Source organism: Rhizobium sp. BK512 (assembly GCF_014194915.1).
GTDB lineage: Bacteria > Pseudomonadota > Alphaproteobacteria > Rhizobiales > Rhizobiaceae > Rhizobium.
On record NZ_JACIAS010000002.1, the window covers coordinates 25,544 to 49,760 of the forward strand.

Here is a 24,217-nt window from a genome sequence, read left to right on the forward strand (position 1 = left end):
GGTTGAGGGGCAGGTCCAGGAGGCTGGTGGACGGGAAAGGGGACGCCGCATATGCGGAGAATTCGGGTTAGTAGTCTTGAGTACCTGAGCATATATGGTGGAGCGTTGAGTATCTGTCGTGTACCGTCAGCCTGGAGCGCAGTGCTGGGAACCGCGACTGTCGTATCATCAACGAGTACCGATGGTTCCCTAAGTTTTGCCAATCAGGGCAGCTTTACCGATCCGGGCGGCGCCGTCGTCCCGTCCTCCTTCACAGGCAGTATCACGCAGCCTTCTGCGTCGATCTCCTTGGGCGGCGTGCAGACGGCCTCGATACCGCCGAGCGCAATATCAGCGCCTTCAGGCGATGGCGGCGCGCAGGACACGTCGAACAAGACCGCGTCGCTCCTTCCGGCGCTGCAGACGACAACCACGACGACAGAGCGCACCGTGCTCGGCCCGGACCCGTACCAGGAGGCCGCGACGCTGCCGCTGGCGCCCGTGTTGACGGGCGTTACCGGCGATGCCGGCGCGTCAGCTCCGACCACGTCTCCGACCGATCCTGCCGCCGGTTCCGGCGCGAGGTCGATACAGCTTCAGACCTCGATAGCCTCCATCTCGGTGCAGCCGAGCGAGAGCGTTTCGGCCGAGACCCCCGTAGGCTCGGCGGCGCTCGCAGCCCCTGCGCCGGCGGCTGCCGCTGCTCCGACGCTCAACAAGATCGCGCTCGAGAACATGAAGCAGGGCAACCCCATCAGCGAATGGGGCATCGAGGGTGACGGCAACGGCACCATCCAGGGCTTTGCCACCGAAATCAGCACCAATATCGGCGGAACGGTCGATTTCAAGATCGCGACGGATTCCACCCATTACCGCATCGATATCTACCGCATGGGCTATTACGGCGGAGCCGGCGCGCGCAAGGTCGACTCGATCGAGCAGCAGCTGACCACGGCGCAGATCCAGCCGCATCCGATCGTCGACATGTCGCTCGGCCTCATCGATTGCGGCAACTGGTCGGTGTCGGCCAGCTGGCAGATCCCTACCGATTTCGTCTCGGGCGTCTATTTCGCCAAGCTGGTGCGCGAGGACGGCGTCGAGGATGCGAGCATCATTCCCTTCGTCGTGCGCGACGATGCCTCGACCAGCAATATCGTCTTCCAGACCTCGGATACGACATGGCAGGCCTATAATGCCTGGGGCGGCGCCAGCCTCTACTACGGCGAAGTGCCTGTCGATCCCGCCGACATGATCGGCTACCTGCCGCCGAACTGCAGCTGCGGCCTGACCGCAATCGGCCGCGCCTCGGCCGTCAGCTACAACCGCCCGATCATCACCAACACGAGCCCGATCGGCGGCAGCCACGATTACATTTTCGGCGTCGAATCCTCGGCCATCTCATGGCTGGAGCAGAACGGCTATGACGTCTCCTATATCTCCGGCGTCGATGCGACGCGCAACGGCGCGCTGCTGCTGAACCACGATGCCTATCTCTCCGTCGGCCATGACGAATACTGGTCTGCCGAACAGCGCGCCAATGTCGAGGCCGCCCGCGATGCGGGTGTGAACCTCGCCTTCTGGAGCGGCAACGAGTGCTACTGGAAGGTTCGCTGGGAAAGCAGCATCGACGGCAGCGGCCAGGCCTACCGCACCATGGTCTGCTACAAGGAGACCTGGGGCACGAGTTCGGATCCAAGCAATGTCGGCACCGGCACCTGGCGCGATCCGCGCTATGCCGATCCGGGGCAGGAGCCGGAAAACTCGCTGACGGGCACGATGTTCCAGGTGGACAGCTACCGCCAGGATACGATCTCCATCCCGTACGACTATTCGAAGCTGCGCTTCTGGCGCAATACGGATGTCTCCCAGATCAACGAGGGCGATACCTACAATCTGGTGCAGAACCTGCTCGGCTACGAGTGGGATTCCGATGTCGAGAACGGCTTCCGGCCGGATGGCCTCATCAACCTGTCGCTCTCGTCGATCTCGGTGGAAACCTATCTGCGCGATTACGGTGCAACGGTCGGTTCGGCCGTCGCCACCCACAGCCTCACCATGTACCGGGCGGCAAGCGGCGCGCTGGTCTTCGGCGCCGGCACCGTCTTCTGGTCCTGGGGCCTCAGCGACAATCACCAGGGTCCGGCGACCTCGACCGACCGCAACGTGCAGCAGGCGATGGTCAACATGTTTGCCGACATGGGCATCCAGCCGACCACGCTCGATGCGAGCCTGATCCTCGCGACCCAATCGACCGACACGCTGAAGCCGACCTCGACGATCTCGTCGCCGATCGTCGGTGCCTCCTTCCTCGAAGGCCAGCACGTGACGATCACAGGCACGGCGCAGGATTTCGGCGGCGGCATCATTGCCGGCGTGGAAGTCTCCACCGATGGCGGCCAGCACTGGTTCAAGGCGACCGGCCGCGAGAGCTGGAGCTTCAACTGGGTCGTCCAGGCAAGCGGCACCTATACGATCATGTCGCGCGCGGTCGACGACAGCGTCAATCTGGAGGCGCCGTCGGCCGGCAAGCAGGTCACGGTCAAGCTGCCGACCACGCAGGGCCTTTGGACGCTTTCGGAAAAGCCGGCGACCGAAGTCGCAATCGACCGCGATCCGGTCGAGCTCGGCCTGCGCTTCCAGGCGACGTCCGCCGGTTCCGTGCAGGGCATCCGCTTCTACAAGGGCTTCTACAATATCGGCGATCATGTCGTCAGCCTCTGGTCCAGCGACGGGACGCTGCTGGCAACAGGCGTATCGACGAATGAATCGCTCTCCGGCTGGCAGACGGTGATGTTCTCCTCGCCCGTCCAGATCGCGGCGGGCACGACCTATGTCGCCTCCTATCACAGCAACGGCTTCTACTCCGTCACCGACAATTATTTCGGCAGCGGCAGCACCTATGCCAGCGGCTCGCTGAAGGTTGTCGATGGCGGTGGCGTCTATGCCTATAGCGACAATGCCGGCACGTTCCCGGGCCTCAGCCCCGGCGGGTCCAACTACTGGGTGGACGTGGTCTTCGATGCCGGGCCGAACAGCGTGCCGGTTGCCGGCGACGACAGCGGCCTGACGATTTCGCGCAACAGCACGCTGACGATCTCGATCGCCACGCTTCTGGCAAACGATACCGATGCCAATGGCGATGCGCTGACGATCAGCGCCGTCGGCAATGCACTCAACGGCACGGTCACCCTCAACAAGCAGGCCGGCACCATCACCTTCACGCCGGCTGCCAATTATGCCGGCCCGGCAAGCTTCACCTATACGCTGTCGGACGGGCGCGGCGGCACGGACCAGGCCAATGTCAGTCTCACGGTCGACCCGGGCCCGGCCGGCCAGAGCCTGTTTACCGCCAATGAGGGGCCGACCGGCGGCAGCATCCAGGAAAACTCGGCGCTGGAACTCGGCATGAAGTTCTCGGCCTCGGCAAGCGGCACGATCACGGGCATCCGCTTCTACAAGGCATCCGGCGATACCGGGCCGCATACCGGCTCGATCTGGTCGGCGAACGGCACGCTGCTTGCGACGGTGACCTTTGGGGATGGATCGGCCTCCGGCTGGCAGACCGCGACCTTCTCCAGCCCGCTGCAGATCACGGCAGGCACGACCTATGTCGCTTCCTACCACACGACCGGCAGCTATGTGGCGACATCGGGCTATTTCAGCACCGCCCATACGAATGGCGCGCTGACGGGCCTTGCGGGCGCCAACGGCGTCTATTCCTACGGATCGGGCACGACATTCCCGACATCGAGCTACCAGTCCTCGAACTACTGGGTGGACGTCGTCTTCAACCAGTCGACATCAAATTCGGCGCCGGTCGCCGCTAACGACAATGGCTATACGACCTATTCCAACACCGCGCTGTCGATTGCCGCGGCAAGCCTGCTTGCCAACGACACCGACGCCGATGGCGATCCGCTCTCGATCACCGGCGCCAGCGGCGGGGTGAACGGCACGGTCATCTTCAACAGCCAGACGAACAGCGTCACCTTCACGCCAAACTCGGGTTATACCGGCGTCGCAAGCTTCACCTATTCGATCTCGGACGCGCATGGCGGCACGTCTTCCGCCACGGTCAACCTCACGGTCAATTCGCAGCCCGACAGCGGGACGACGAGCCTGTTTACCGGCGCCGATACGTCGGGTGTCACCGCCGCCAACGATCCCAACTCGGTCGAGCTCGGCGTCAAGTTCATCGCCTCGGCCAATGGCCAGATCACAGGGCTCACCTATTACAAGAGCGCCCAGGATACCGGCACGCATGTCGCCTCGCTCTGGACGGCGAGCGGCCAGCTTCTCGCCCAGGCAAGCTTCATCAACGAGACGGCGAGCGGCTGGCAGACGGTTTCCTTCTCGCAGCCGATCAATGTCACGGCCGGCACGACCTATGTGGCGAGCTACCATTCCAACGGCTTCTATTCGGCGACCGCAAACTACTTCACGACGGATCATACGAGCGGGGCGCTGACGGCGCCGGCAAGTTCGGTCAGCGGCGGCAACGGCGTCTATGCCTATGGCAGCGGCAGCCTGTTCCCGACCTCTTCCTACAATGCCACCAACTACTGGGTGGATGTGCTCTACAAGCAGGGTGCGCAGAACACGGTGCCGGTTGCCGCCAATGACAGCGGCTTCACCACCAGCACCGGCACGCCCGTCACCATCCAGGCCACGGCGCTGCTTGCAAACGACAGCGATGCCGATGGCGATGCGCTCACGATCACCGGCGTCAGCGGTGCGGTCAACGGCTCGGTCAGCTGGAATGCCCAGGCCCAGACGGTGACCTTCACGCCGACGGCAGGTTACACGGGGCCGGCAAGCTTCAACTACGCGATATCGGACGGCAAGGGCGGCACGTCCTCGGCGCAGGTGGCGCTCAATGTCAACAACCCGGCCGCAGGACCGGAGCAGAACCTCTTTGCCGCCAATGCGACGCCCGCAGTCGTCTCCGTCAACGACAACCAGCCGGTCAATCTCGGCATGAAATTCCAGGCCGATACCGCCGGCTGGATCACCTCCATCCGCTTCTACAAGGGTGCGGACAATACAGGCTCGCACAATGGCTACCTGTGGACGGCGTCCGGCACTCTGCTCGGCAGCGTCACCTTCAACAACGAGACGGCGAGCGGCTGGCAGACCGCGCAGCTCACCCAGCAGATCGCCATCCAGGCGGATACGACCTACGTCGTTTCCTACTCGACCAATGGCAACTATTCGGCGACCGGCAATTACTTCGGCAGCGACGTGACCAATGGCGACTTGAAGGCGCCATCGGGCAATAACGGCGTCTATGCCTATGGCTCGGGCGGGCTGTTCCCGACCAGCAGCTACAACAGCACGAACTACTATGTGGATGTGGGATTCAAACCGCAACTCGCGGCCTAAAGCAATTCCAGCAAAAGCGCGCAGCGGTTTTGCTGGAATTGCGTGAATACAATTGGAGCGCGGTGCGCGCTCCAGAGGCCGCGAGGATGTCAGACCAAGCCTGTGTAACGAGTAATATCGATGATGCGTACAGACAACAGATTGCCGGTTACCGTCCTCGCCGGGTTTCTCGGCGCCGGCAAGACGACTGTCCTCAATCATGTACTGAGTAATCGCGAGGGTCGTCGCGTTGCTGTCATCGTCAACGATATGAGCGAGGTCAACATCGATGCGGATCTCGTGCGCGAAGGGGGTGCAGACCTTTCGCGCACGGACGAGACGCTTGTGGAGCTCACCAACGGGTGCATCTGTTGCACGCTGCGTGACGATCTCCTGAGCGAGGTGCGGCGGCTGGCGAGCGCCGGCCGTTTCGACTACCTGCTGATCGAGGGCACGGGCATTGCCGAGCCGCTGCCGGTCGCAGCCACCTTTTCCTTCCGTGACGAGAGCGGGGCGGCCCTTTGCGATGTCGCGAGGCTCGACACGATGGTCTGCGTCGTCGACGCGGTCAATCTTCTCGCCGATTACCAGAGCGCCGAGTTCCTTGCCGATCGCGGCGAGCGGCGCGACGGCGATGACGAGCGCAAGCTCGTCGAGCTCCTGGTCGAGCAGATCGAATTTGCCGATGTCGTGGTCATCAACAAGGCAGGCGACGTGCCCTGCGCCTCGCTTGCGGAGGTTCGCCGGGTGATCGCGGCGCTCAATCCGGATGCGCGCGTCATCGAGGCTGTCTTCGGCCAGCTGCCGCTTTCCGCGATCATGGATACGGGCCTCTTCAGCGAGGCCAAGGCTGCCCGCCATCCGCTCTGGCACAAGGAGCTCTTCGGCTGGGGCAGCCATGTGCCGGAGACCGAGGAATACGGCATTTCGAGCTTCGTCTATCGCAGCCGCAGGCCCTTCGATCCGGCGCGGCTTGCCCGCGTGCTCGAAGCGCCGCTTGCCGGCATCATCAGGGCGAAGGGGCATTTCTGGCTGGCGACGCGGCCGGACGAGATCGGCCTCTTGTCGATTGCCGGCACGCAATGCCGCATCGGGACGAGAGGTTTCTGGTGGGCTTCGGTGCCGCAGGCGCAATGGCCGCGCCATCCGCAATTCCGCCAGCTGATCGAGAGGCATTGGGACGAGGTCTGGGGCGACCGCCGCCAGGAGCTGGTCTTCATCGGCTCCGGCTTCGACGAGGCGGCGATCCGCGCGGCACTCGACGATTGCCTGACCGGGGAGGAGACGGGTTTCGACCCGGAGAGCGCCATCGGCCTTTGCGATCCGTTTCCGGCCTGGCAGCACGATATGCATGCATCGGGCCGAAAAGTGTGAAGCCGCTTCCGGCCAACAGTTTTGACGTCAACCAGAGGGAGAGAGAACAATGAGCAACGAACTTTATGCAGACGGCATCGGCGAAATCACCATCACCGGCACGATCGTGCGCATCGACCTGATGTCGCTGTCGGCGACCGACCGCGATGCCAACAACAATCCGAAGCCGGTCTTCCGCCAGCGCATCATCATGCCGGTCGACGCCTTCGCCAATGCGGTCGATCTCATGCAGAAGGCGCTTGGCGGCCTCGTCGAAGCGGGCGCGGTTCGCCGCATCGGCGACATGTCCGCTGCTGCGGCGGCCGATATCCAGGCGACGCAGGCCGGCGCTTCGAACGCCTCGCCGAACTTCAACTGACAGCGAGTAGAGCCTCGGTCTCTTTTGTTTCGGGTGGGCCATGAGTGGATTTCTGCATACCAACCTGCATTGTCTTGCGCTCGTCGCGCGCCATCACGGCGTCGATCTTGCGCCCGAGCGGCTGCAGCACGATTATGCCGTCGGCAACGATCCCGTCGCCGTGCGGCAGCTGTTGCGCATGGCCAAGGATGCGGGCCTGAGGGCCAGGCATCTCGATCTCACCTGGCGCGGCCTGTTCCAGCTCGGCGAGGCTTTCCCCGTGCTTGCGGAACTGACCAACGGCAACTGGGTGGTCATCGCCGGCGCTATCGGGGAGGGCGAGGATGAGCGGATCCGGGTTCTCGACCCGCTGGCCTCACGCGCCGAGGTGATGATGCTCAGCGAAGAGCAGTTCGCCAAGGCCTGGCTCGGCTCGGTGATCCTGCTCAAGCGCAACTATCGCATGTCGGATGAGGACCGGCCCTTCGGCTTCCGCTGGTTCGTGCCTGAAATCATCAAGCAGCGCAGCTTCTTCCGCGATGTCGCGCTCGCAGCCTTCGTGCTCTACGGGCTCGGGCTGATGACGCCGATGTTCTTCCAGCTCGTCATCGACAAGGTGCTGGTGCACCAGAGCTATGCGACGCTGACCGTCCTGACCGTCGGTATCGGCATCGCGCTGATCTTCGACGCGACCTTCTCCTTCCTGCGCCGTTACCTGCTGCTCTACGCCACGAACAGGATCGACATCCGCGTCGCCACCCGCACCTTCGGCCATCTGCTCAACCTGCCGATCGCGCTTTTCGAGCAGGCCTCGGCCGGCGTTCTCGTCAAGCATATGCAGCAGACGGGGCGTATCCGCGAATTCCTGACCGGCCGCCTGTTCCTGACGCTTCTCGACGGTGTGTCGCTCTTCGTCTTCGTGCCGATCCTGCTTCTCTACAGCGTCAAGCTGACGCTCGTGGTGCTCGGTTTCGCAGCCCTTGTCGGCCTCGTGGTGATGATGCTCGTCGGCCCGTTCCAGCGCCGCCTGAAGGCGCTCTACCAGGCCGAGGGCGACCGGCAGGCATTGCTGGTGGAAACCGTGCATGGCATGCGCACCGTCAAGTCACTGGCGCTTGAGCCGCGCCAGCGCAAGGTGTGGGACGATTATTCGGCCCAGTCGATCTCCGTGCGTTTCCGCGTCGAGAAGATCTCCACCATCGCGCAGTCGCTGACGGGGCTTCTCGAAAAGCTGATGAGTGTCGCAATCATCGGTCTCGGCGCGCTCGACGTGTTCTCGGGCACGATGACGATCGGTGCGCTCGTTGCCTTCAACATGCTCGCCGGCCGCGTTTCGGGGCCGCTCGTGCAGATCGTCACCATGGTGCATGAATATCAGGAAGTGGCGCTTTCGGTGCGCATGCTCGGCGAAATCATGAACCAGCGGCCGGAGCAGGCGGGTCGCGGCCGAGGTGTCAGGCCGCATCTGCATGGCCGCATCGAATTCGACCGCGTCAGCTTCCGCTATGCGCCGGATGCGGCACCTGCGCTCGACAATGTCTCCTTCGCCATTCCGGCAGGCTGCGTCTTCGGCGTGGTCGGCAAGAGCGGCTCGGGCAAGACCACGATCACCAGGCTCATCCAGGGGCTCTACCAGAGCCAGGAGGGGCTGGTGCGCATGGATGGTTACGACAGCCGCGAGATCGACCTCGTGCACCTGAGAACCAGCATCGGCGTCGTGCTGCAGGATAATTTCCTGTTCCGCGGCTCGGTGCGCGACAATATCGCCGCCGCCAAGCCCGATGCCAGTATCGAGGAGATCATGCAGGTCGCCCGCATCGCCGGTGCGGAAGAGTTCATCGAGCGGCTGCCGCGCGGCTTCGACACGATGCTGGAGGAAAATGCCGCCAACCTCTCCGGTGGCCAGAAGCAGCGGTTGGCAATCGCGCGTGCGCTGATCACCGATCCGAAGCTCCTGATCTTCGATGAGGCGACAAGCGCGCTCGACCCGGACAGCGAGGCGATCATCCGTGACAATCTCAGCCGCATCGCTGCCGGGCGCACGGTCATCATCGTCTCGCACCGGCTTTCGACGCTCGTCGATGCCGACGCCATTCTCGTCATCGATCGCGGCAAGGTCGCCGATATCGGCCGGCACGATCAGCTCGTGTCGCGCTGCATGACCTACCGCCATCTCTGGGCCCAGCAGATGAGGCAGGTCGCATGAACGCCCATGTCAGAAAATCCGACGAAAACATGCCTGTCCCTTCCGAGAAGGGGCCATCGGAACAGGGCCGGTCCGGCAAGGGCGGGGCGCTTGTCGCCCGGCCGCCGCTGCCGCCTGTCATTGCGGAGTTCCAGTCCGATGCCGTCGAACTGGAAGAACGCGCGCCGCCGCGCGTTGCCCGTATGACGCTCTATTGCGTCACCGCACTGCTTGCCGCAGCCATCACCTGGGCTTCCGTCTCCTCCATCGACGAGGTGGTGATTGCGCCGGGCAAGCTCGTCACCACGCAGCCAACCATCGTCGTGCAGCCGCTCGAAACCTCGATCATCCGCACGATCGAGGTGAAGGCCGGCGAGGTGGTGCATGCCGGCCAGACGCTGGCGACGCTCGACGCCACCTTCAGCCAGGCCGATGTCGGGCAGCTGAAGGCGAAGTTTTCCGCACTCGACGCCCAGGTGAAGCGCCTGGAGGCGGAGCTGACCAGCGAGGATTATTCGAAGATTGCCGGCAATACGCCGGACGAGCAGCTGCAGGTGCAGCTCTTCGGCCAGCGGCGTGCCTTCTACATGGCGCAGCTGCAGAATTTCGACCAGCAGATCGCCGGACAATCGTCAGTGATTGCGGCAAACCGCAATCAGGAAGCGGTGCTGAACGACCGGCGCGACAACCTCGCGCAGATCGAGGCGACGCGAAAGAAGCTCTATGACAAGGAAAGCGGCTCGCTGCTCACCATGCTCGGCTCGCGCGACGCACGCCTCGATGTCGAGGCCGATATCACCGCCGTGCGCGGCAAGGCCGACGAAGCGGCCCATGCCTATGCGAAACTGCGCGCCGACCGCCAGGCCTTCGTCGAGGATTTCCGCCGCGCCGCGATGGAACAGCTCGTCGACCTGCGCAGCCAGCGCGACATGGCCGGCGAGGAACAGAAGAAGATGGAGCTGCGCCGCAACATGGTGGCGCTGACCGCGCCGGCAGACGCCGTCGTGCTCGATCTGGCGCAACGCTCGGTCGGTTCCGTCGTGCGCGAGGCCGAGCCGGTCGTCACACTCGTGCCGATCAATGTGCCGCTCGAAGCGGAAGTCTCGATCAACACCCGCGACATCGGCCGCATCGCCGTCGGCAAGGAAGCCCGCATCAAGCTCGATGCCTATCCCTTCCAGAAATACGGCACGGCCTCGGGCGAAGTGCGCACGATCAGCCAGGACACTTTCGTGACCGGCCAGCAGCAGGACCCGAACGCCACCACCGCCCAGCCGCCGGCCGCACCCTTCTTCAAGGCGCGCATCCTGCTTGCGGATACAAGGCTGAACGTTTCCGACGTGCCGGTGCGGCTGCTGCCGGGCATGACCGTCTCGACGGAAATCAAGGTCGGGAACCGGACGGTGATGTCCTATTTCCTCTACCCGCTCCTGCGCGGGCTGGATGACGCGATCCGCGAACCAAACTGAGAGGTCCGCCGGCGGTGCAGGCGAGGGGCCTCCTGCACACGCCATGGGATGGGGGCGCGCCGCCGCTCACGGCGCTGCCCCCAAACCTGTTTGATGCTGAGGCGGATCACGGGTCTCGACCTGTCGTTCGCCACACGGCGGGCGGCAAAATCTGCCGCGACGCCTTCCGGATCTCCAACGTTGCAGGAAGGACGAGGCGTTGCCCCACCCTCCCTCATCCCTGTGCTTGTCACAGGGATCCAGCCACCGCGCGTCTGCGCGGTGAATGACTCATAATATGCTTCAAGCAAAAAAGTCTTTCCTGCCCAAAGACTTGGGCAGGCTGGATCCCAGTGACGAGCACAGGGATGAGGGGAATTTGAGGCGGGCGTCGGCGTCCAGAGCGAACTCGAGTGACAACCGGGTCGCAGTTGCGCCAAAAGCCGCCATTCCCCCAAGGCGGGTGATCAAATCACGAATTCCTCTTCGTAGGTCTTCGGCTCGGGAACGACCGTAACCTTCACCGGAATGATCCAATTGGCCACGTAGCTCTCGCAGTCGGAACGCTGGACGTCGGGCTGCACGCACCCCGCCGCATCGGTCGCGCGAGATCGCAGTGTATATTGCCCCACGTCTTCAGGGGTCCACATGTACTCCCACAAGCGCCATGCAAAGGGACGTTCTGTTTCGAGGAGCCTTGCCTCGCGCCAGCCCTTGCCATCTCCGGTGCAGACCTGCACCTGCCGGATAGGAGCCTCTCCGCTCCAGGCAGCTCCGAAAATCCGGTGCGGTTGGCCGGCGACGAGATGCGCCCCCTGTACGGGACGCGCGATCTGCGATTTGACCTCCATCTGCGCAAGCGGGACCAGCGTGGGTTCCCCGAGGCCGCGCTCCCAACGGAAATAGTCGCGCGCCTGCCAGTAGCCAAGGAAGGGTCGCTCCACAACCGTGATATGCGTGATCCACTTGACCCAGGCCATGCCGAACCAGCCGCCCACGACCGCGCGCAGCGGATAGCCGTGATCGCGCGTCAGCGGCCGTTCGTTCATCGAATAGGCAAGGATCGTGCTGTCGGCCATGGCCTTCTCAAGCGGCAGACTGCGCGCAAACGCGATGGGGCCGGGAGAGGCCGTTTTCTTGTTCGCGTCGACGACGCCGCTGTCGGCGCCTGTGAGCAGAACCTCACATGCGGTCTGCCTAACGCCCGCCATCTCCAAGATCTCGCGCAGAAGAACACCTGTCCAGGCGGCATTGCCGACGGCTCCGTTCTGCCACTGCAAGCCCTCCCTCGGGGGCTCATAGTAGACGCGCCCGTTGCCTGCGCATTCGACGACGGCGGTCAAACTCGTTCTCCGCATTGCCTTGATGCTGTCGAGGTCAAGTTCGATCGGCCGCTCCACCGCCCCGTCAATGCGCAATCTCCAGTCTCGCGCATCGAGGTCCGGCGACGGGAAATGGTTTCGCACGAAGAACAGTTCGGCTGGGATCAGCCAATCGGAGAGCGACGCAAACGGAAACTCGATGTTTTCAGGTGATTTCTGTCGAACTATCAGACTGGGTTGCTGTGCTGTCGGCATCTTCCTCGTCTTCCCCTTTGAAGAACACAATGTCGGCTCTCGGTCGCGCGAATTCCGCTACGATAACACTGCCCCTCGCAGCGCGTCTGTCGCATTTCGGATTCGTGCGGCATCCTAGCACATGCCGCACGTTCCCCGGATCGAGTTCGAACGACAGCGAAGGGGCCGGCGGCGGTCCTGACCGCCTTGCGCCAGAAGCGGATATATTCGGGTTCTCGATCGTTGGTGACAAGTTCGCGGTCAAAGCGGGAATCGGCCGGCATCCGGAGGCGTATCGCCCCGCCGAACTGTGAGCGCGCGGAAATCAATCCACGCAAGTCATCAGCGTACGGCCGGATAGGCAGCAAGAAGCTGTTGTTCGAGAAAATCGATGAATGCGATGACGCGCTGGTTGCGCAATTGTCCTGTCGTGACGGCATACAGGTTCGCGTCCCCGACTGAAAATACATCAAGCGCGGTTACAAGCTGGCCGGTACTCAATTCCTTCCGGATACCCAGGGCTCCCCTCCTGATTACGCCGCGTCCCGCGAGTGCCCAATCGCGGAGGGCGCCGCTGTCGTTAGCAACGCGATCTCCCTGAACACGGACCGATATCGGCTTGCCTTCCACCAGGAAAGGCCAGGCGGCGAAGGCAGCGTCGGGGCGTGCGTGCACAAGGCAGTTGTGCTCCGTGAGATCATCCGGCTTGCGAGGAACGCCTCGCTCATTCCAGTAGGCCGGCGATGCGCACACGACTCTGCTGCCTCGCAGCAGCAAACGCGCCATCAGGCTCGAGTCATTCAAAGGGCCGAAGCGCAGGGCGACGTCGATATCGTTGCCGACCAACTCGACGACGTCGTCCGCGAAATGCAGTGTGATCTTTACAGCCGGATGTTCGAGAAGGAATCGATCGACCATCAGCGCCAGTCCGAGCTGGCTAAATTCCTGCGGGGCGGTGACCTTGATCGGTCCGCTCAATAGCCCGCCACGCGCACCTACGATCGCTGCATCCCAGTCGGCCAGGATGCGTCGCGAGTCCGCAAGGAATTGCCGTCCCTCGTGGGTGAAGGACAAGCGCCTTGTGGAGCGGGTGACGAGGCTCACGCCCGCCCGTTCCTCGAGCTGCTGCAGCGCGACCGTGACCGTAGAGGTAGCCACTGACGCGTGACGAGCCGCTGCGGACAGGCTGCCCGTCTCGGCAATGCCAACGAAAAGGCGCAACGCGTCGATCGTATCCATTTCTCGCGTTTCCCGAAAGGTGCTTTTGAATCGGGATTCCTTATCACGGGCGGCGAAACAAACAATATGTCGGCTTCAACACGGTCCGACCGCATGCCATGCGCAACCGCACCGAGGATATTTTACGGAAAGACAAGATCATGACCAAGGTTGTTATCGTCACTGGCGCTTCGCAGGGCATTGGCGCTGAAATCGTCAAGGCGTTCCGGAAACTCGACTACCGCATTGTTGCAACTTCGCGAACGGTCGAGCCGTCGGAAGATCCAAACATCGTGACGGTCGCTGGAGATATCGGTGATCCCGCAACCGCCCAGCGCGTCATTTCAGAGGCTGTCGCACGATTTGGCCGAGTCGACACGCTGGTGAACAACGCCGGGATCTTCATCGGCAAGCCGTTCACCGAAAACACCATCGAAGACTACAATGCCGTCATGAATGTGAACATGGCTGGCTTCTTCCACATCACCAAGCTGGCCATCGCCGAAATGGAGAAGCATTCGAGCGGCCATGTGTTGAATATCACCGGCAGCATCGACAACGGCATCAGCGGCGGTCATATGGCGCTGGCGGCGCTTACCAAGGGCGGCCTGAATGCTGTCACGCGCGTGCTGGCGATCGAGTATGCCAAGAAGGGCATCCGTGTGAACGCCGTCGCGCCAGGTGTTACCAAGACACCGATGCATCCTGAAGAACATCACGAAATGCTGGGCACTTTCCACCCCCTGGGCCGCATGGGTGAAGCAAGCGAGGTCGCAAGCGCCGTCGTGTTCCTGGATTCGGCCGAGTTCGTCACCGGTGAAATCCTGCATGTCGACGGTGGCCAGAGCGCCGGTCGCTGAACGAGGCCAAACGGGGGCGTTTCGGCCGCTGAAGATCACGTCCATCTGGAGATGACCACTGAGGGCCGACAGCGGCCCAACCATGTCGTTCGGAAGGCGAACCGCCGATTGGGCGTTTGACAAAGTGCCCAGGGTACCGCGCTATACGCATACTTCCCGCCAGATCGAAAAATGATCCAACCTTCACGGATTTTGCTTATGACTGCGACGCAGGAATATAGATGCATGGACAAACGATGACGCTGCCTCACATCCCCGCCGCCGTGATCTTCGACATGGACGGGCTGATCTTCGATACGGAAGCTCTCTATCAACAAGCGTTTCTCGCGGCGTCAAGCGCCGGGGGGCTCAATCTGCCGATAACGCTGATCCAGGGCACGATAGGGGTACCCTGGGCCAGCAACAGACTTCTGATCCTGGAGCAGATGGGACCGGATTTCCCGGTGGATCAATATGGGGAAGCGGTGATGGCCCATTTCACGGCGCTGGCGGCGACCGAACTCCAGCTGAAACCCGGCGTCCTCGAACTCCTCGATGTCCTCGATCAGCTCGAACTGCCGCGAGGCATCGCAACGTCGTCGTCCCACTCTACCGTCCGGAGCCATCTTTCGGCTCATGGTCTGGAAGGCCGTTTCGATGCGGTCATTGCATACGGAGACTACGCGGCAAGCAAACCCATGCCCGATCCGTTCCTGACTGCCGCGAAGAGACTGGGCGTCAATCCCGCCCTGTGCCTCGCGCTGGAAGATTCCTACAATGGCGTTCGCTCTGCCTCGGCGGCCGGAATGATGACCTTCATGGTCCCCGACCTTCTTCACCCAACGCCGGAAATCCAATCCCTCTGCACCGGTATTGTCAGCGACCTCAAGGCCGTCTGCGAGCTGATCCTCGCGGCCTCGGCTGACCGTACTGTGGCGTGAAGGGATCGCAGTGGCTTTGGGCGACAGCCGACATTTAGTGTCGGCCGCTTTGCGCCAGAAGCAGCCGCTAAGGCAAGATCGATTGCCTCCGGGACGGAATCTGTGTTCTCAAGTGAGCATTGGCTGCTGAGCGAAGATACCCGCCATCGCGCCTTGCCATGTTGCCGTGGTGACCGAGGGGATGCGATGCACGCGTCGACTGCCCTTCGGGCCAATTCGGCCGTCCAACCTTATCGAGACCATTGTCTATTCTGTCTTGATCGCTGAATGGATTGCTTCGACGGCCTCGGAAAGCTTGTTTGCGTCGTCGTTCGGCTGGCTGTTGGTCTGCACGGTGATCAGAATGCCATCCTTCTCGTACCACACATAAAGAGTGCGATAGCCCAGGGTCATTCCCTGATAGAACCAGGCCGGGCCGCCCGGTATCATGCCCTGCACGAGGCCGAGGGCAAAGCCCTGAGGATGCTCCTCGCTGACCTGCGCGATCGGTTCACCTGTCTTGGTCGAGACCATCGACATCCATTCGGCCTGTTGCTTCGGCGGCACCACACGGCCTTCGAACACGGCGCGCATCCAGCGGGTAACATCGCGCGCGTTGGAGATAGCGCCGCCCGCGGCCTGAGCCCAGGAGGTGCTGTCTTCACGCACGTCGCGACCGATCATCGGCTTGTTCCAACTTTCCTTGCAGTCGGACGGCTGGTATTCGGCGCAAGCGGTGTTTTCGAAATAGCCGTGCGCCAAGCGGGCGATCACGTCCGGTGGGTGGGCCCCCGGAGAGTAAAAGGTGGAGTGGAGGCCGTGCTGCTCGATTATCAGTTCACGGACCAGCTCCTGATAGGGTTTGCCCGTCGCCTTGGCTGCGATCAGGCCGGCGAGAATGTAGTTGGTGTTGGAGTAGTGATACCCTTCGGTCACCGGCAGGTTGTTGCTGCCGTCGGGATATGCCGCGGCGATCAGTTCTTCCGCGGTCAAGTCGCGTTTCGGCTGCTCTACCCAGCTACGCGAAATGAATTCGGTCTCGGAATAATTCGGGATACCACTGGTCATATCGAGAAGGCGGCGGATGCTGACGCTGCCCCAGGCGGGATATTGCGGCAACCACTTTCCGACCGTGTCATCGATGGAGAGGAGCCCTTGGGCTTCCAGTTTCAGGATCACTGCGGCGGCGAAAGACTTCGACGTGCTGCCCATGGCGAAGAGGGTATTCTGGTCTACCGGCGCATCGTCATCGGCTCTTCCGGTCTTGCCTGCAAAGGCTTCGATGTTCGGACCTGATGCGCCAAGGCTGACATAGGCGGCGATGCCGGTGACACCCTCGAGTGGTGAGCGTTCCGCGAGCCAGGCGTCCAGCGCTTTCTGTACGCGCTGAGTTTGCGTGGGCGTTTCGCCGGCAAACGCCGTGCCCGTGGCAAAAAGGACGATTGCTGCGGCGAGTCCTCGACATCTAGCCAGTTCCATGATCGCGCCGCCCCTCCGGGAAGTTAGCCATTCTTGAAATGAACATGACAGATCGGGAATAAAATACTGGCCCAGCTGGCAAAACGCCATGGGCCGGGATGCTGGTGACAAATAGACACGACAACTGAAGGGCGGTCAATCGGGAGGAATTCTCGACCTCCCGTAGGCAATGACAAATTGAATGTGGCGACGGAGGCCTTGGGTCAATGCGACCATCTATGTCCGCTTGGGGCCGATAGCTGCCATCCATATTCGAGCAACCTTACGCCGATTGCAGACTTGACGTTGGTGCCGAAGGGATGCCCTAACGCTCTTATTAGAGATGGCGGCAGCGGGTAGTCTTATGGTTTGGATTGCACTCAGTAGCGGATTGCTCATCGCTTATCTTCTCGGTTCGATCCCAACGGGATACCTCATGGGAAGGATGCTTCGCGGCATTGACATAAGGGAATACGGGTCGAAATCCACCGGCGCGACAAACGTATTGCGCACCCTGGGTAAAGGGCCAGCTTTCTGTGTGCTTGTCGTAGATGTCCTGAAGGGCGCCGCGGCAATACTCTTCGCCGCCCGCTACTGTTCCTGGCTGATCGCGCAGCCATCGTTCACATCATCGCCGGACATTGCCCCCCAGTATTTGGTGCCTTGGTATACCTGTGTTGCTGGCCTAGCGGTGCTGTTTGGCCATGGCCGTTCAATATGGTTGGGGTTCAGGGGCGGAAAGTCTGCGGCAACTGGTCTTGGCGTGTTATTGGCGATCTCTCTTCCTGTGGGGCTTGGTGCAGCGGCTGTATGGATTCTGACGCTCGCGGCCTTCCGTCTCGTTTCATTCAGTTCGATTCTTGCCGCACTAACCGCCATCGTGCTCGTCTTCGGCCTGGAGCACCCGACTCCTTATCGACTGCTCGTCGTTGTTGGCGGGCTTTACGTCGTTGTTCGGCATCAGGCCAACATTCAAAGGCTCGTTGCAGGTACGGAGCCACGGTTGGGGCAGGGGAAGTGAATGGGAGGTTGTCCGACCCTGCGGCTTGTCCGCTTCGGGCCGACAGCCGACTTTGGGGTTGGCCGCCTTGCGCCAATTGCGGTCATATGGCCACCGCAATAAAATAGTTTGCGGTAGCATCCGGTAAGGACTGAAAATTGCCGGGACAATTCAAGAGAACCAGCGCTAGTCCCTGGCGGTCCACATGGAAAACGTCTCTCGCTGGTCTCCCGCTCTGACCGCCTCCAGGTAGCGCGGCTTCCAGACGTCACCGATGAACGCCTCCATCGTCGTGGGCAATTTCAGGCGATCCTCGTGCTCCCCATGGAACCTTACGATGCCATTGTTCAACGCGTCGGCACTCAGGGTGTCGTCCTGCCATTTTTCCGGCGTGCCGAACCGCGCCAGAAATTCGGCTTCCACGTCTTTGCGGGTCGTCTCGATGTATCGGTACTCCACCGGCCTGCCGATCTCCCTGCCAATGATCGCGGCCAGTTCGTTCATCGAGACATCTTCCGAGCCGACTTCGAGATAGACGCGGTGTCTGCCCCTCGGATTGGTCAGTTCCTTCGCTGCCAGCGATGCGATGTCATCGGTCGCCACCCAGGGCATCTTCAAGTCGGGTTTGCAGAACCAGGCAATGCGACCATATTTGGCAACCGGCCCCGTCCACGCCGACACGTCTTCCATGAACCAGGCGGCGCGCAGGTGGACCAGATCGATATTGCCGAGTTCGTTGAGCTTTTCGTCCAGATCGTGGAAGCACTCGAAATGACCGGTCTTCCCCTTCACGTCCGAACCCATGGCCGTCAGGCTGACGGCCAGTTTGACGGAGGAATTTTCGAGCGCATCGACAAAGCGCCGGGCAACGGCGGGGTAGTGTCCCGCGATGTTGTTCCAATCGGTCTTGACCATCAGGAACGCGGCATCCGCACCCTGGAAAAACCGGTCAAGCTCTCCCGCTCCGGTGTCGAAGCTTCCGAGGAATGGCTCTGCTCCGAGCTCGACCAGTGCGTCGAGCGCCGGGCCACCTCTCGACAGTGCTCTGACCTGATGCCCTGATCTCAGCAGGGTGCGGGTCAGCTTGGCGCCGACTCGTCCCGTGGCGCCGACGACGGAAATTCGCATGGCAGTCTCCTTTCGGTTGTTGGTCACCGAGGTGTAGACTATTGCTGCCTGTGCGAATTTGGAGATAATGCCAAATGATCTCGAAATCGGGCCAATCCGCAAAGCTGCCTTCCTGCTACGACGATTTTGATCCCGACTGGTCAGATCGCCCAGCCATCGCCGTCCGCCTCGACTTCAGCGACTATGAGGCTGAAGTGCCCCAGCACCAGCACAGGGAAGGGCAGCTCATCCTGGCCCTGCACGGGGCCGTCACATGCAGGACGGAGAATGGCATCTGGATTGTCCCGCCAGACTGCGGGATCTGGATACCCGGCGGCGTGCCCCACAGCAACCAGGTCACGTCCAACGCACGCCTGTCCTATCTGTTCGTTCAGCCCGAAGCGGCGAGGCTGCCGCGGGAGTGCTGCACTCTGTCCGTGTCGCCGATGCTGCGCGAGATGATCCTGCGGCTGGCGGATGTACCGGTCAATTCTGCTCCGGACGATCATGTCGGCCGCATGGTGCGGGTCTTGCTGGATGAACTCGCGCAAATGCCGATACAGGGGCTGGACTTGCCCGCGTCCAGCCATCCCAAGATCGCCGCGATCACTGCTGCGCTGATGGCGGACCCGAGCGACCGTCGCACCCTGGTCGATTGGGCGGCGCACGTTGCCATGAGCGAGCGATCCTTGAAGCGGCTGATGGTCCAGGAAACGGGCCTGACCTTCGGCCGGTGGCGGCGGCAACTGCACCTCGTCATCGCGTTGCGCGAACTGGCCGGCGGCGCGACGGTCCAGAGGGTGTCGAGCGACCTTGGATATGAATCCGCTACCGCCTTTATCGTCATGTTCAAAAAGGCATTGGGCACAACGCCGACGCGCTACTTCGCGAGCTGATTTGCGACAGCGGAGCACCTGGCCACCGTCTCCCAAAAATGGGAAGCTCACGCAACATATCCCGGACGATGACCATGTCCCACGGCAGGAACTCCGTGATGCCCAGACCCACGACATCGGCTTGCTGCGCAACATCCGACAGCAGGCGAACGACTTCCTTGATCGGCATGCGTCCTTGCGGAATGCCTCAGCTACCCCGATCTCGATCCATCCTGATCTGTCGCAGCATGCTGTGGCCCGACACGATGAGTTCGAACAGAAAGGCTGCCAACGAAGACATCAGGGAAACGATCGCGCCACCAAAGAACCACACGAGATTTTCTGGCCGGAGCCGGATTGCCAGCGCGCCCGAAAGAAGGTTGAGGATTGCGCAACAGGTACAAATGCCGGCGACAACGCCAAGTATGACCGCGGCCTCGAGGATCAAAGTCCGGCTTCGCAGATAGACGAGCTGGTGCAACCGGTTCTCTCGGGGGAGGTGAGTGTCCGTTGCCTCGTTCAGCCTGTCCGACACGCGCCCTAGACGGGTGACGTAGATTCCGACAAACGCCGCTGTACCAGCGAGCAGGAATACCGGGGCAAGGGAGGTTTGGATTACCTGAGCGTAGTCGACTATGATCGGCGGGGTGTCCATATGGATTCCGTATCAATTCGATGCTGCAACAGGAAATCCATACGATGGGTGCTTCCATGAAGGCAAATCGAAAAAGGGAACTCTGAAAGGCTCACGTGAGGTCGGCATTGGGCCGACAGCCGAGATTCAGGGTTGGCCGCCTTGCGCCTGTTGCGGTCATCCGCATTGGGGCATCAGAGCCTGCTGACAGCCTCCACGACTTCGCGCAGCGCAATCGGTTTTTGCAGGCGCTTGATATTGGCGAGGTCATCAGGGATCACGTCCGGGTCGTATCCCGTGAGAAAGACGAACGGTATGCCGCGCTCCAGCAATCGATGCGCGATTTCGAACTTCGGGCCCCCACCGCCGAGATTCAGGTCGAGAACGACCGAGGTCGGGGTCTCATGTTCGAGCACATGTGCTACGTCCTCCGCTGTGGGGGAGGGTCCAAGAACGACCGCGCCCGCGCCGCGCAGAGCAGCGGCAGTGTCCGACGCAACGTAATAGTCGTCTTCCACGACGAGGATCGTCTTGCCGCTCAGGTCAGGTGCTCCGGTCATATCGACAGTTCCTCCATATAGCCGCGTCGGTACGGGCGCATCGGTTTCCAGAATGCTCTCAGCTTCGCGAAGCGGAAACTCGATATGACATCTGGCGCCCTCGGGCTCGATCGTCGTCTTTCCAGTGCCCCGCAGTTCGTAAGGAATCCTGGCCTCGATGAGCTCCGAGCCGAAGCCGCGGCGGGTCGGCGGGGCACGCGATGGCGCGCCTTCTTCGACCCAGTCGATTGCGATCCAGGTTTTTTCCCGCTTTTCGAAAAGGGTCCAGGTGACAGTCACCTTTCCCCTGCTGACCGAGAGCGCGCCGTATTTCAGGGCGTTGGTCGATAGCTCATGGAAGGCCAGGGTTAGAACTTCCACGGCCTTGGGGGATAGCATGATGTCGGGGCCTGTCAGTTCATACTGATTTTCGGAGTGAGCTTGTGCCCCGATTTCGCTTTCGAGGATGTCACGCATCCATCCGCCCGCATTGGCCTGGCGCGTGAGGAGGGTCTGGACCCGAGCCAGGGCCAGAAGACGTCCAGCAAGGGACGTCTTGTAGTCTTCCACATCCGCAGCCCCATCCGCAGACCTGACGGCCATGGAGCGGATCACCGCCATGATGTTGCGCACCCTATGCTGCAGTTCATGCAGCAGGACGCCCTGGTGCTCCACGGCCATCTTTGTTTCGGTGACATCTTCCGCGATGCCGCCAACGCGCTGCACATTGCCGTTCTCGTCAAAGAGGGGGAAATCCGTGTCCCTGATCCAACGGAATGAACCGTCGTCTCGCCGAATGCGGAACTCGTGAATAGCAGGGTCACCACGACAGGCCTGCGCTATGTGATGGCCTGCGGTCTCCCGATCCTCGGGCAGGACCATCGCGGCCCAGTATTTGATGTCGCCGAGGAGCGCGTCCGGTTCGGTGCCATAGATCGTCGCGATGGAGGGGCTGACGAATTCCATTCTCAACGTTTCTGCGTCTCTGATCCAAAGGCCGGATGAGGACGCATTGGCAAACTGCTGAAACCTGTTTTCGCTTTCACGCAGGGCGATCTCGGCGCGTTTGCGTTCGGTGATGTCATAGAAGACGCTGACCAGGCGCCGGCTTCCAGAGCCGCCGACGCGTGCGGTAGAGCTGTGAACCCATCGTCCGGTCGGCTGGTGCCACTTTTCAATCTGCTCGGCTACTCCGGTCTCAACCACCCTGCCGAACATTTCAATCCAGTATGGCTCCGTTCCAGGCATGAATTCGCTGGCCAACCTGCCTGCGACATCCTTCAATCCGCTCTGCTGTTCGTACCCGGCATTGGCCTCTATGATCCTCCAATCGACAGGCCTGCCGAAGTCGTCGTAGATCATGTCGAAGACGCAGCAGGCTTCGATCATGGTTTCAAACGCCGCACGAAACTTCGCCTCGCTCTGCCGCAAGACGTCGATCTCGGCCCTGGCGTCCGAGAGGAGGCGCTCCAGTTCTCGTGCATCAGCCACAGCCAAGCTCCTCGCGCAGGACATCGCTCACGAAGTCGATAGGCCACAACTTATCACACAACTCGATGGTAGATCGGCTATTTCAAAGCTGACGTCCGGTCTGGGCGAAAGCAGGTTTCAGCCGCTTGTCCGCCGCGAATAATTTCACGGCATCGGCACGTCGATCTGGCTCTGTGGCCGCTGACGATAGCGGTGAGTGCCCGGCGAAGAGAGCCTTCTTTCGCTTGAGTGCTATCGTTCTCCCGACACTGTCGACGCGATCAGGGGAGGCTCAAGTCCAGGCCGAGCATCCCGCCAAGGACGAAGGCGACGAGCCCCGTGCCTAGCAGCGCCAGCGCAAACATTGCGACCATCGTGCCGCCCGTGCGCAGTAACGCTCGCCTCTCGCCCTTTTCTCCTCGGTCGTAATGCCACTTGATGGCGAAGAACATGGCAATTCCCAATGCGAGAACCTTGAAGATAACGAGGACTACGGGGATCCAATCCATCTTGGAGACTTTCATGTACATCAGCTACGTGCCTTATGATCTCATCTTGGGCAAACGGATACTTCCGATGATGCAAGGCAGCTATGTAATGGCAGGTGGCAGTTTCCTGGCCGGTGTCGTTGGGTTCGGGAATGACCGCTTCGGGGCCGAAAGGAGACGGACGGCTTCCGGGATTCAGGCTGCGGGAAGGGGACTTTGGGTCTGAGCAGGCAGCGCTGTAACCTGACCCCAAATATGAGAGGTCGCTCGGGTACGCCCGCCCACTGCAAGCCGGGACCGCCACAGGATTCCGAACCCTGCGATCATCTACGCGAGGGACGCCGCGTGGCTTGTTCGGCAGCAGCTGGACGGTGCTTCACTCAAAATCAGCCACGTCCAACCGGCGACGGGTCACTAGAGGCCTCCAAATAAACGCCTCGGTGAATCTGAAACCCATCTTCTCGGAACCCAACCTCCGAGGAATGGCTTAAATTATCGGCCTTCCTTTGTCCCAGGAATCATGGACCTTAGCCCACCATACGAGAGTTTCCGGCTGCAGCCATGGAAGAAAATCGTCAGGGCGAGTTTTGCGATGCAAATGTCCATTCTGCAAATCTTCGAGGAGACCTACTGTAGCCGCCTCTTTAACATACGGATCGCCCTCGATGTGCCAGCGTTCGACAACATCAAAGACCGCGTCAAATCGATGCGTGTTGCCGGTTTCCAAATCCTCAATCAGATGACGGGCAAGCTCTGACAGTGCCAAGTAAAGTGGCAACTCGTCGTCAGATTGATATTCCTCCTGGAACGTCTGCCACTTTCCATGAAACGACGGGTCAGCCCGCAAAAGCGGCTCAAACATATTCGAGCGATCGAACTCGAACGATAGCGCGTTGATGTCGTTCTCGGAGATAATGCTTTTCGCTCTTCCGATGCCTGCGTTGCAAGGCTTGATCTGGCAAGTTGATTGGGCCGTGAACCCGCTAACGGTCATTCAATAGATCGCGAACAATTTCAAGATATCATTGAACTCTTCGCCGAAGGCGGCGCTCGCCACTGCGTGGCCGTGACGTGACACGACCGTCGATGAGGTTGCTGCGTCAATTGCCTCCGCATGGAAATTCCCGTCGGACCACATTGTAATGCGCGCGATAAGTTCGCTGTTTTCAATGTCGATTTTGGCGGCGGGATTCGGCGTGGGAGTGCAAACTTCAACATGGATGCTCAAGGCTGAGGACCGAGTTGCTGCTGCAAGCCTCGCTCCCCATGCGATGAAGCTGTCAATCAATGTGGCGTCAGACATCTAGCAGACATAGCCCAAAATCCAGAACTCGCAAACGATGTCAGAAACAGAGAACATGATCTCACAGAGCTTGGCACTGCGATCCAGACCTCCGTTCTCGCGCAGCGCATTCCGCTGATCGAGTCC

At 61.4% G+C, this 24,217-nt stretch carries 18 protein-coding genes and 1 pseudogene; 9 read left to right on the forward strand and 10 right to left on the reverse strand.

Annotation, left to right across the window (positions count from 1 at the left end):
* Window positions 1-51 precede the first annotated feature (51 nt).
* The 5 genes from FHX06_RS05950 (at window position 52) to FHX06_RS05970 (ending at window position 10,705) form a co-directional block, all read left to right on the forward strand.
* Entirely contained in the window at window positions 52-5,361 is a 5,310-nt protein-coding gene (locus tag FHX06_RS05950) for a DUF4082 domain-containing protein (protein WP_183878444.1), read from the forward strand.
* A gap of 120 nt (window positions 5,362-5,481) precedes the next feature.
* Window positions 5,482-6,714, forward strand: coding sequence for a GTP-binding protein (locus FHX06_RS05955; RefSeq protein ID WP_018114922.1), 1,233 nt, complete (start codon window positions 5,482-5,484; stop codon window positions 6,712-6,714).
* A 49-nt stretch (window positions 6,715-6,763) separates the two neighbouring features.
* A complete protein-coding gene (locus tag FHX06_RS05960) occupies window positions 6,764-7,072 on the forward strand; it encodes a hypothetical protein (protein WP_018114923.1) in 309 nt (102 codons plus the stop codon).
* Window positions 7,073-7,112: 40 nt separating this feature from the next.
* Window positions 7,113-9,257, forward strand: a complete 2,145-nt coding sequence (locus FHX06_RS05965) for a peptidase domain-containing ABC transporter (protein WP_112546011.1) — start codon at window positions 7,113-7,115, stop codon at window positions 9,255-9,257.
* Window positions 9,254-10,705, forward strand: a complete 1,452-nt coding sequence (locus tag FHX06_RS05970; RefSeq protein WP_183878446.1) for an HlyD family type I secretion periplasmic adaptor subunit — start codon at window positions 9,254-9,256, stop codon at window positions 10,703-10,705. Before FHX06_RS05965 ends, FHX06_RS05970 begins: the two co-directional genes overlap by 4 nt.
* Before the next feature lie 446 nt (window positions 10,706-11,151).
* On the opposite strand, the gene FHX06_RS05975 is transcribed toward FHX06_RS05970, so the two are convergent.
* A complete protein-coding gene (locus tag FHX06_RS05975) occupies window positions 11,152-12,261 on the reverse strand; it encodes a sulfite oxidase (RefSeq protein ID WP_183878448.1) in 1,110 nt (369 codons plus the stop codon).
* Window positions 12,262-12,582: 321 nt separating this feature from the next.
* Complete coding sequence (locus FHX06_RS05980; RefSeq protein ID WP_183878450.1) at window positions 12,583-13,479, reverse strand: LysR family transcriptional regulator; 897 nt, start codon at window positions 13,477-13,479, stop codon at window positions 12,583-12,585.
* A gap of 140 nt (window positions 13,480-13,619) precedes the next feature.
* Between FHX06_RS05980 and FHX06_RS05985 the strand changes: the two genes are divergently transcribed.
* Together FHX06_RS05985 and FHX06_RS05990 are read left to right on the forward strand one after the other, a co-directional pair.
* A complete protein-coding gene (locus FHX06_RS05985; protein WP_183878452.1) occupies window positions 13,620-14,318 on the forward strand; it encodes an SDR family NAD(P)-dependent oxidoreductase in 699 nt (232 codons plus the stop codon).
* A gap of 221 nt (window positions 14,319-14,539) precedes the next feature.
* Window positions 14,540-15,238, forward strand: coding sequence for an HAD family hydrolase (locus tag FHX06_RS05990; protein ID WP_183878455.1), 699 nt, complete (start codon window positions 14,540-14,542; stop codon window positions 15,236-15,238).
* 246 nt (window positions 15,239-15,484) lie between these two features.
* Here the strand turns inward: FHX06_RS05990 and FHX06_RS05995 are convergent, their stop codons facing one another.
* Window positions 15,485-16,786: a serine hydrolase domain-containing protein gene (locus FHX06_RS05995; RefSeq protein ID WP_183878457.1), complete on the reverse strand. Its 1,302-nt coding sequence runs from the start codon at window positions 16,784-16,786 to the stop codon at window positions 15,485-15,487.
* Between the two features lie 253 nt (window positions 16,787-17,039).
* Between FHX06_RS05995 and plsY the strand changes: the two genes are divergently transcribed.
* The gene (plsY, locus tag FHX06_RS06000) at window positions 17,040-17,696 is read left to right on the forward strand and encodes a glycerol-3-phosphate 1-O-acyltransferase PlsY (RefSeq protein WP_246715499.1); all 657 of its coding nucleotides are present in this window, start codon (window positions 17,040-17,042) and stop codon (window positions 17,694-17,696) included.
* Window positions 17,697-17,861: 165 nt separating this feature from the next.
* Here plsY and FHX06_RS06005 read toward each other — a convergent pair whose 3' ends face one another.
* Window positions 17,862-18,803, reverse strand: a complete 942-nt coding sequence (locus FHX06_RS06005) for an NmrA family NAD(P)-binding protein (RefSeq protein ID WP_183878461.1) — start codon at window positions 18,801-18,803, stop codon at window positions 17,862-17,864.
* A 74-nt stretch (window positions 18,804-18,877) separates the two neighbouring features.
* Between FHX06_RS06005 and FHX06_RS06010 the strand changes: the two genes are divergently transcribed.
* Entirely contained in the window at window positions 18,878-19,678 is an 801-nt protein-coding gene (locus FHX06_RS06010; protein WP_183878463.1) for an AraC family transcriptional regulator, read from the forward strand.
* Between the two features lie 187 nt (window positions 19,679-19,865).
* Here FHX06_RS06010 and FHX06_RS06015 read toward each other — a convergent pair whose 3' ends face one another.
* The 6 genes and pseudogenes from FHX06_RS06015 to FHX06_RS06040 form a co-directional block, all read right to left on the reverse strand.
* Window positions 19,866-20,312, reverse strand: coding sequence for a DUF2721 domain-containing protein (locus FHX06_RS06015; RefSeq protein WP_113116331.1), 447 nt, complete (start codon window positions 20,310-20,312; stop codon window positions 19,866-19,868).
* 173 nt (window positions 20,313-20,485) lie between these two features.
* Complete coding sequence (locus FHX06_RS06020; RefSeq protein ID WP_183878465.1) at window positions 20,486-22,321, reverse strand: PAS domain S-box protein; 1,836 nt, start codon at window positions 22,319-22,321, stop codon at window positions 20,486-20,488.
* A gap of 260 nt (window positions 22,322-22,581) precedes the next feature.
* Window positions 22,582-22,824, reverse strand: coding sequence for a hypothetical protein (locus FHX06_RS06025; protein WP_312866449.1), 243 nt, complete (start codon window positions 22,822-22,824; stop codon window positions 22,582-22,584).
* Between the two features lie 265 nt (window positions 22,825-23,089).
* Window positions 23,090-23,203: pseudogene (locus FHX06_RS36165) on the reverse strand (IS5/IS1182 family transposase); the annotation flags it as partial.
* 72 nt (window positions 23,204-23,275) lie between these two features.
* A complete protein-coding gene (locus FHX06_RS06035) occupies window positions 23,276-23,782 on the reverse strand; it encodes a hypothetical protein (protein ID WP_246715501.1) in 507 nt (168 codons plus the stop codon).
* The gene (locus FHX06_RS06040; protein WP_183878467.1) at window positions 23,783-24,091 is read right to left on the reverse strand and encodes a hypothetical protein; all 309 of its coding nucleotides are present in this window, start codon (window positions 24,089-24,091) and stop codon (window positions 23,783-23,785) included.
* Between the last annotated feature and the right edge of the window lie 126 nt (window positions 24,092-24,217).

Coding starts and splice junctions, on each gene's coding strand:
- FHX06_RS05950 (WP_183878444.1), top strand. CDS start 52: ATGCGGAGAATTCGGGTTAGTAGTCTTGAGTACCTGAGCATATATGGT.
- FHX06_RS05955 (WP_018114922.1), top strand. CDS start 5,482: ATGATGCGTACAGACAACAGATTGCCGGTTACCGTCCTCGCCGGGTTT.
- FHX06_RS05960 (WP_018114923.1), top strand. CDS start 6,764: ATGAGCAACGAACTTTATGCAGACGGCATCGGCGAAATCACCATCACC.
- FHX06_RS05965 (WP_112546011.1), top strand. CDS start 7,113: ATGAGTGGATTTCTGCATACCAACCTGCATTGTCTTGCGCTCGTCGCG.
- FHX06_RS05970 (WP_183878446.1), top strand. CDS start 9,254: ATGAACGCCCATGTCAGAAAATCCGACGAAAACATGCCTGTCCCTTCC.
- FHX06_RS05975 (WP_183878448.1), bottom strand. CDS start 12,261: ATGCCGACAGCACAGCAACCCAGTCTGATAGTTCGACAGAAATCACCT.
- FHX06_RS05980 (WP_183878450.1), bottom strand. CDS start 13,479: ATGGATACGATCGACGCGTTGCGCCTTTTCGTTGGCATTGCCGAGACG.
- FHX06_RS05985 (WP_183878452.1), top strand. CDS start 13,620: ATGACCAAGGTTGTTATCGTCACTGGCGCTTCGCAGGGCATTGGCGCT.
- FHX06_RS05990 (WP_183878455.1), top strand. CDS start 14,540: ATGCATGGACAAACGATGACGCTGCCTCACATCCCCGCCGCCGTGATC.
- FHX06_RS05995 (WP_183878457.1), bottom strand. CDS start 16,786: ATGGCGTTTTGCCAGCTGGGCCAGTATTTTATTCCCGATCTGTCATGT.
- plsY (WP_246715499.1), top strand. CDS start 17,040: ATGGTTTGGATTGCACTCAGTAGCGGATTGCTCATCGCTTATCTTCTC.
- FHX06_RS06005 (WP_183878461.1), bottom strand. CDS start 18,803: ATGCGAATTTCCGTCGTCGGCGCCACGGGACGAGTCGGCGCCAAGCTG.
- FHX06_RS06010 (WP_183878463.1), top strand. CDS start 18,878: ATGATCTCGAAATCGGGCCAATCCGCAAAGCTGCCTTCCTGCTACGAC.
- FHX06_RS06015 (WP_113116331.1), bottom strand. CDS start 20,312: ATGGACACCCCGCCGATCATAGTCGACTACGCTCAGGTAATCCAAACC.
- FHX06_RS06025 (WP_312866449.1), bottom strand. CDS start 22,824: ATGAAAGTCTCCAAGATGGATTGGATCCCCGTAGTCCTCGTTATCTTC.
- FHX06_RS06035 (WP_246715501.1), bottom strand. CDS start 23,782: ATGACCGTTAGCGGGTTCACGGCCCAATCAACTTGCCAGATCAAGCCT.
- FHX06_RS06040 (WP_183878467.1), bottom strand. CDS start 24,091: ATGTCTGACGCCACATTGATTGACAGCTTCATCGCATGGGGAGCGAGG.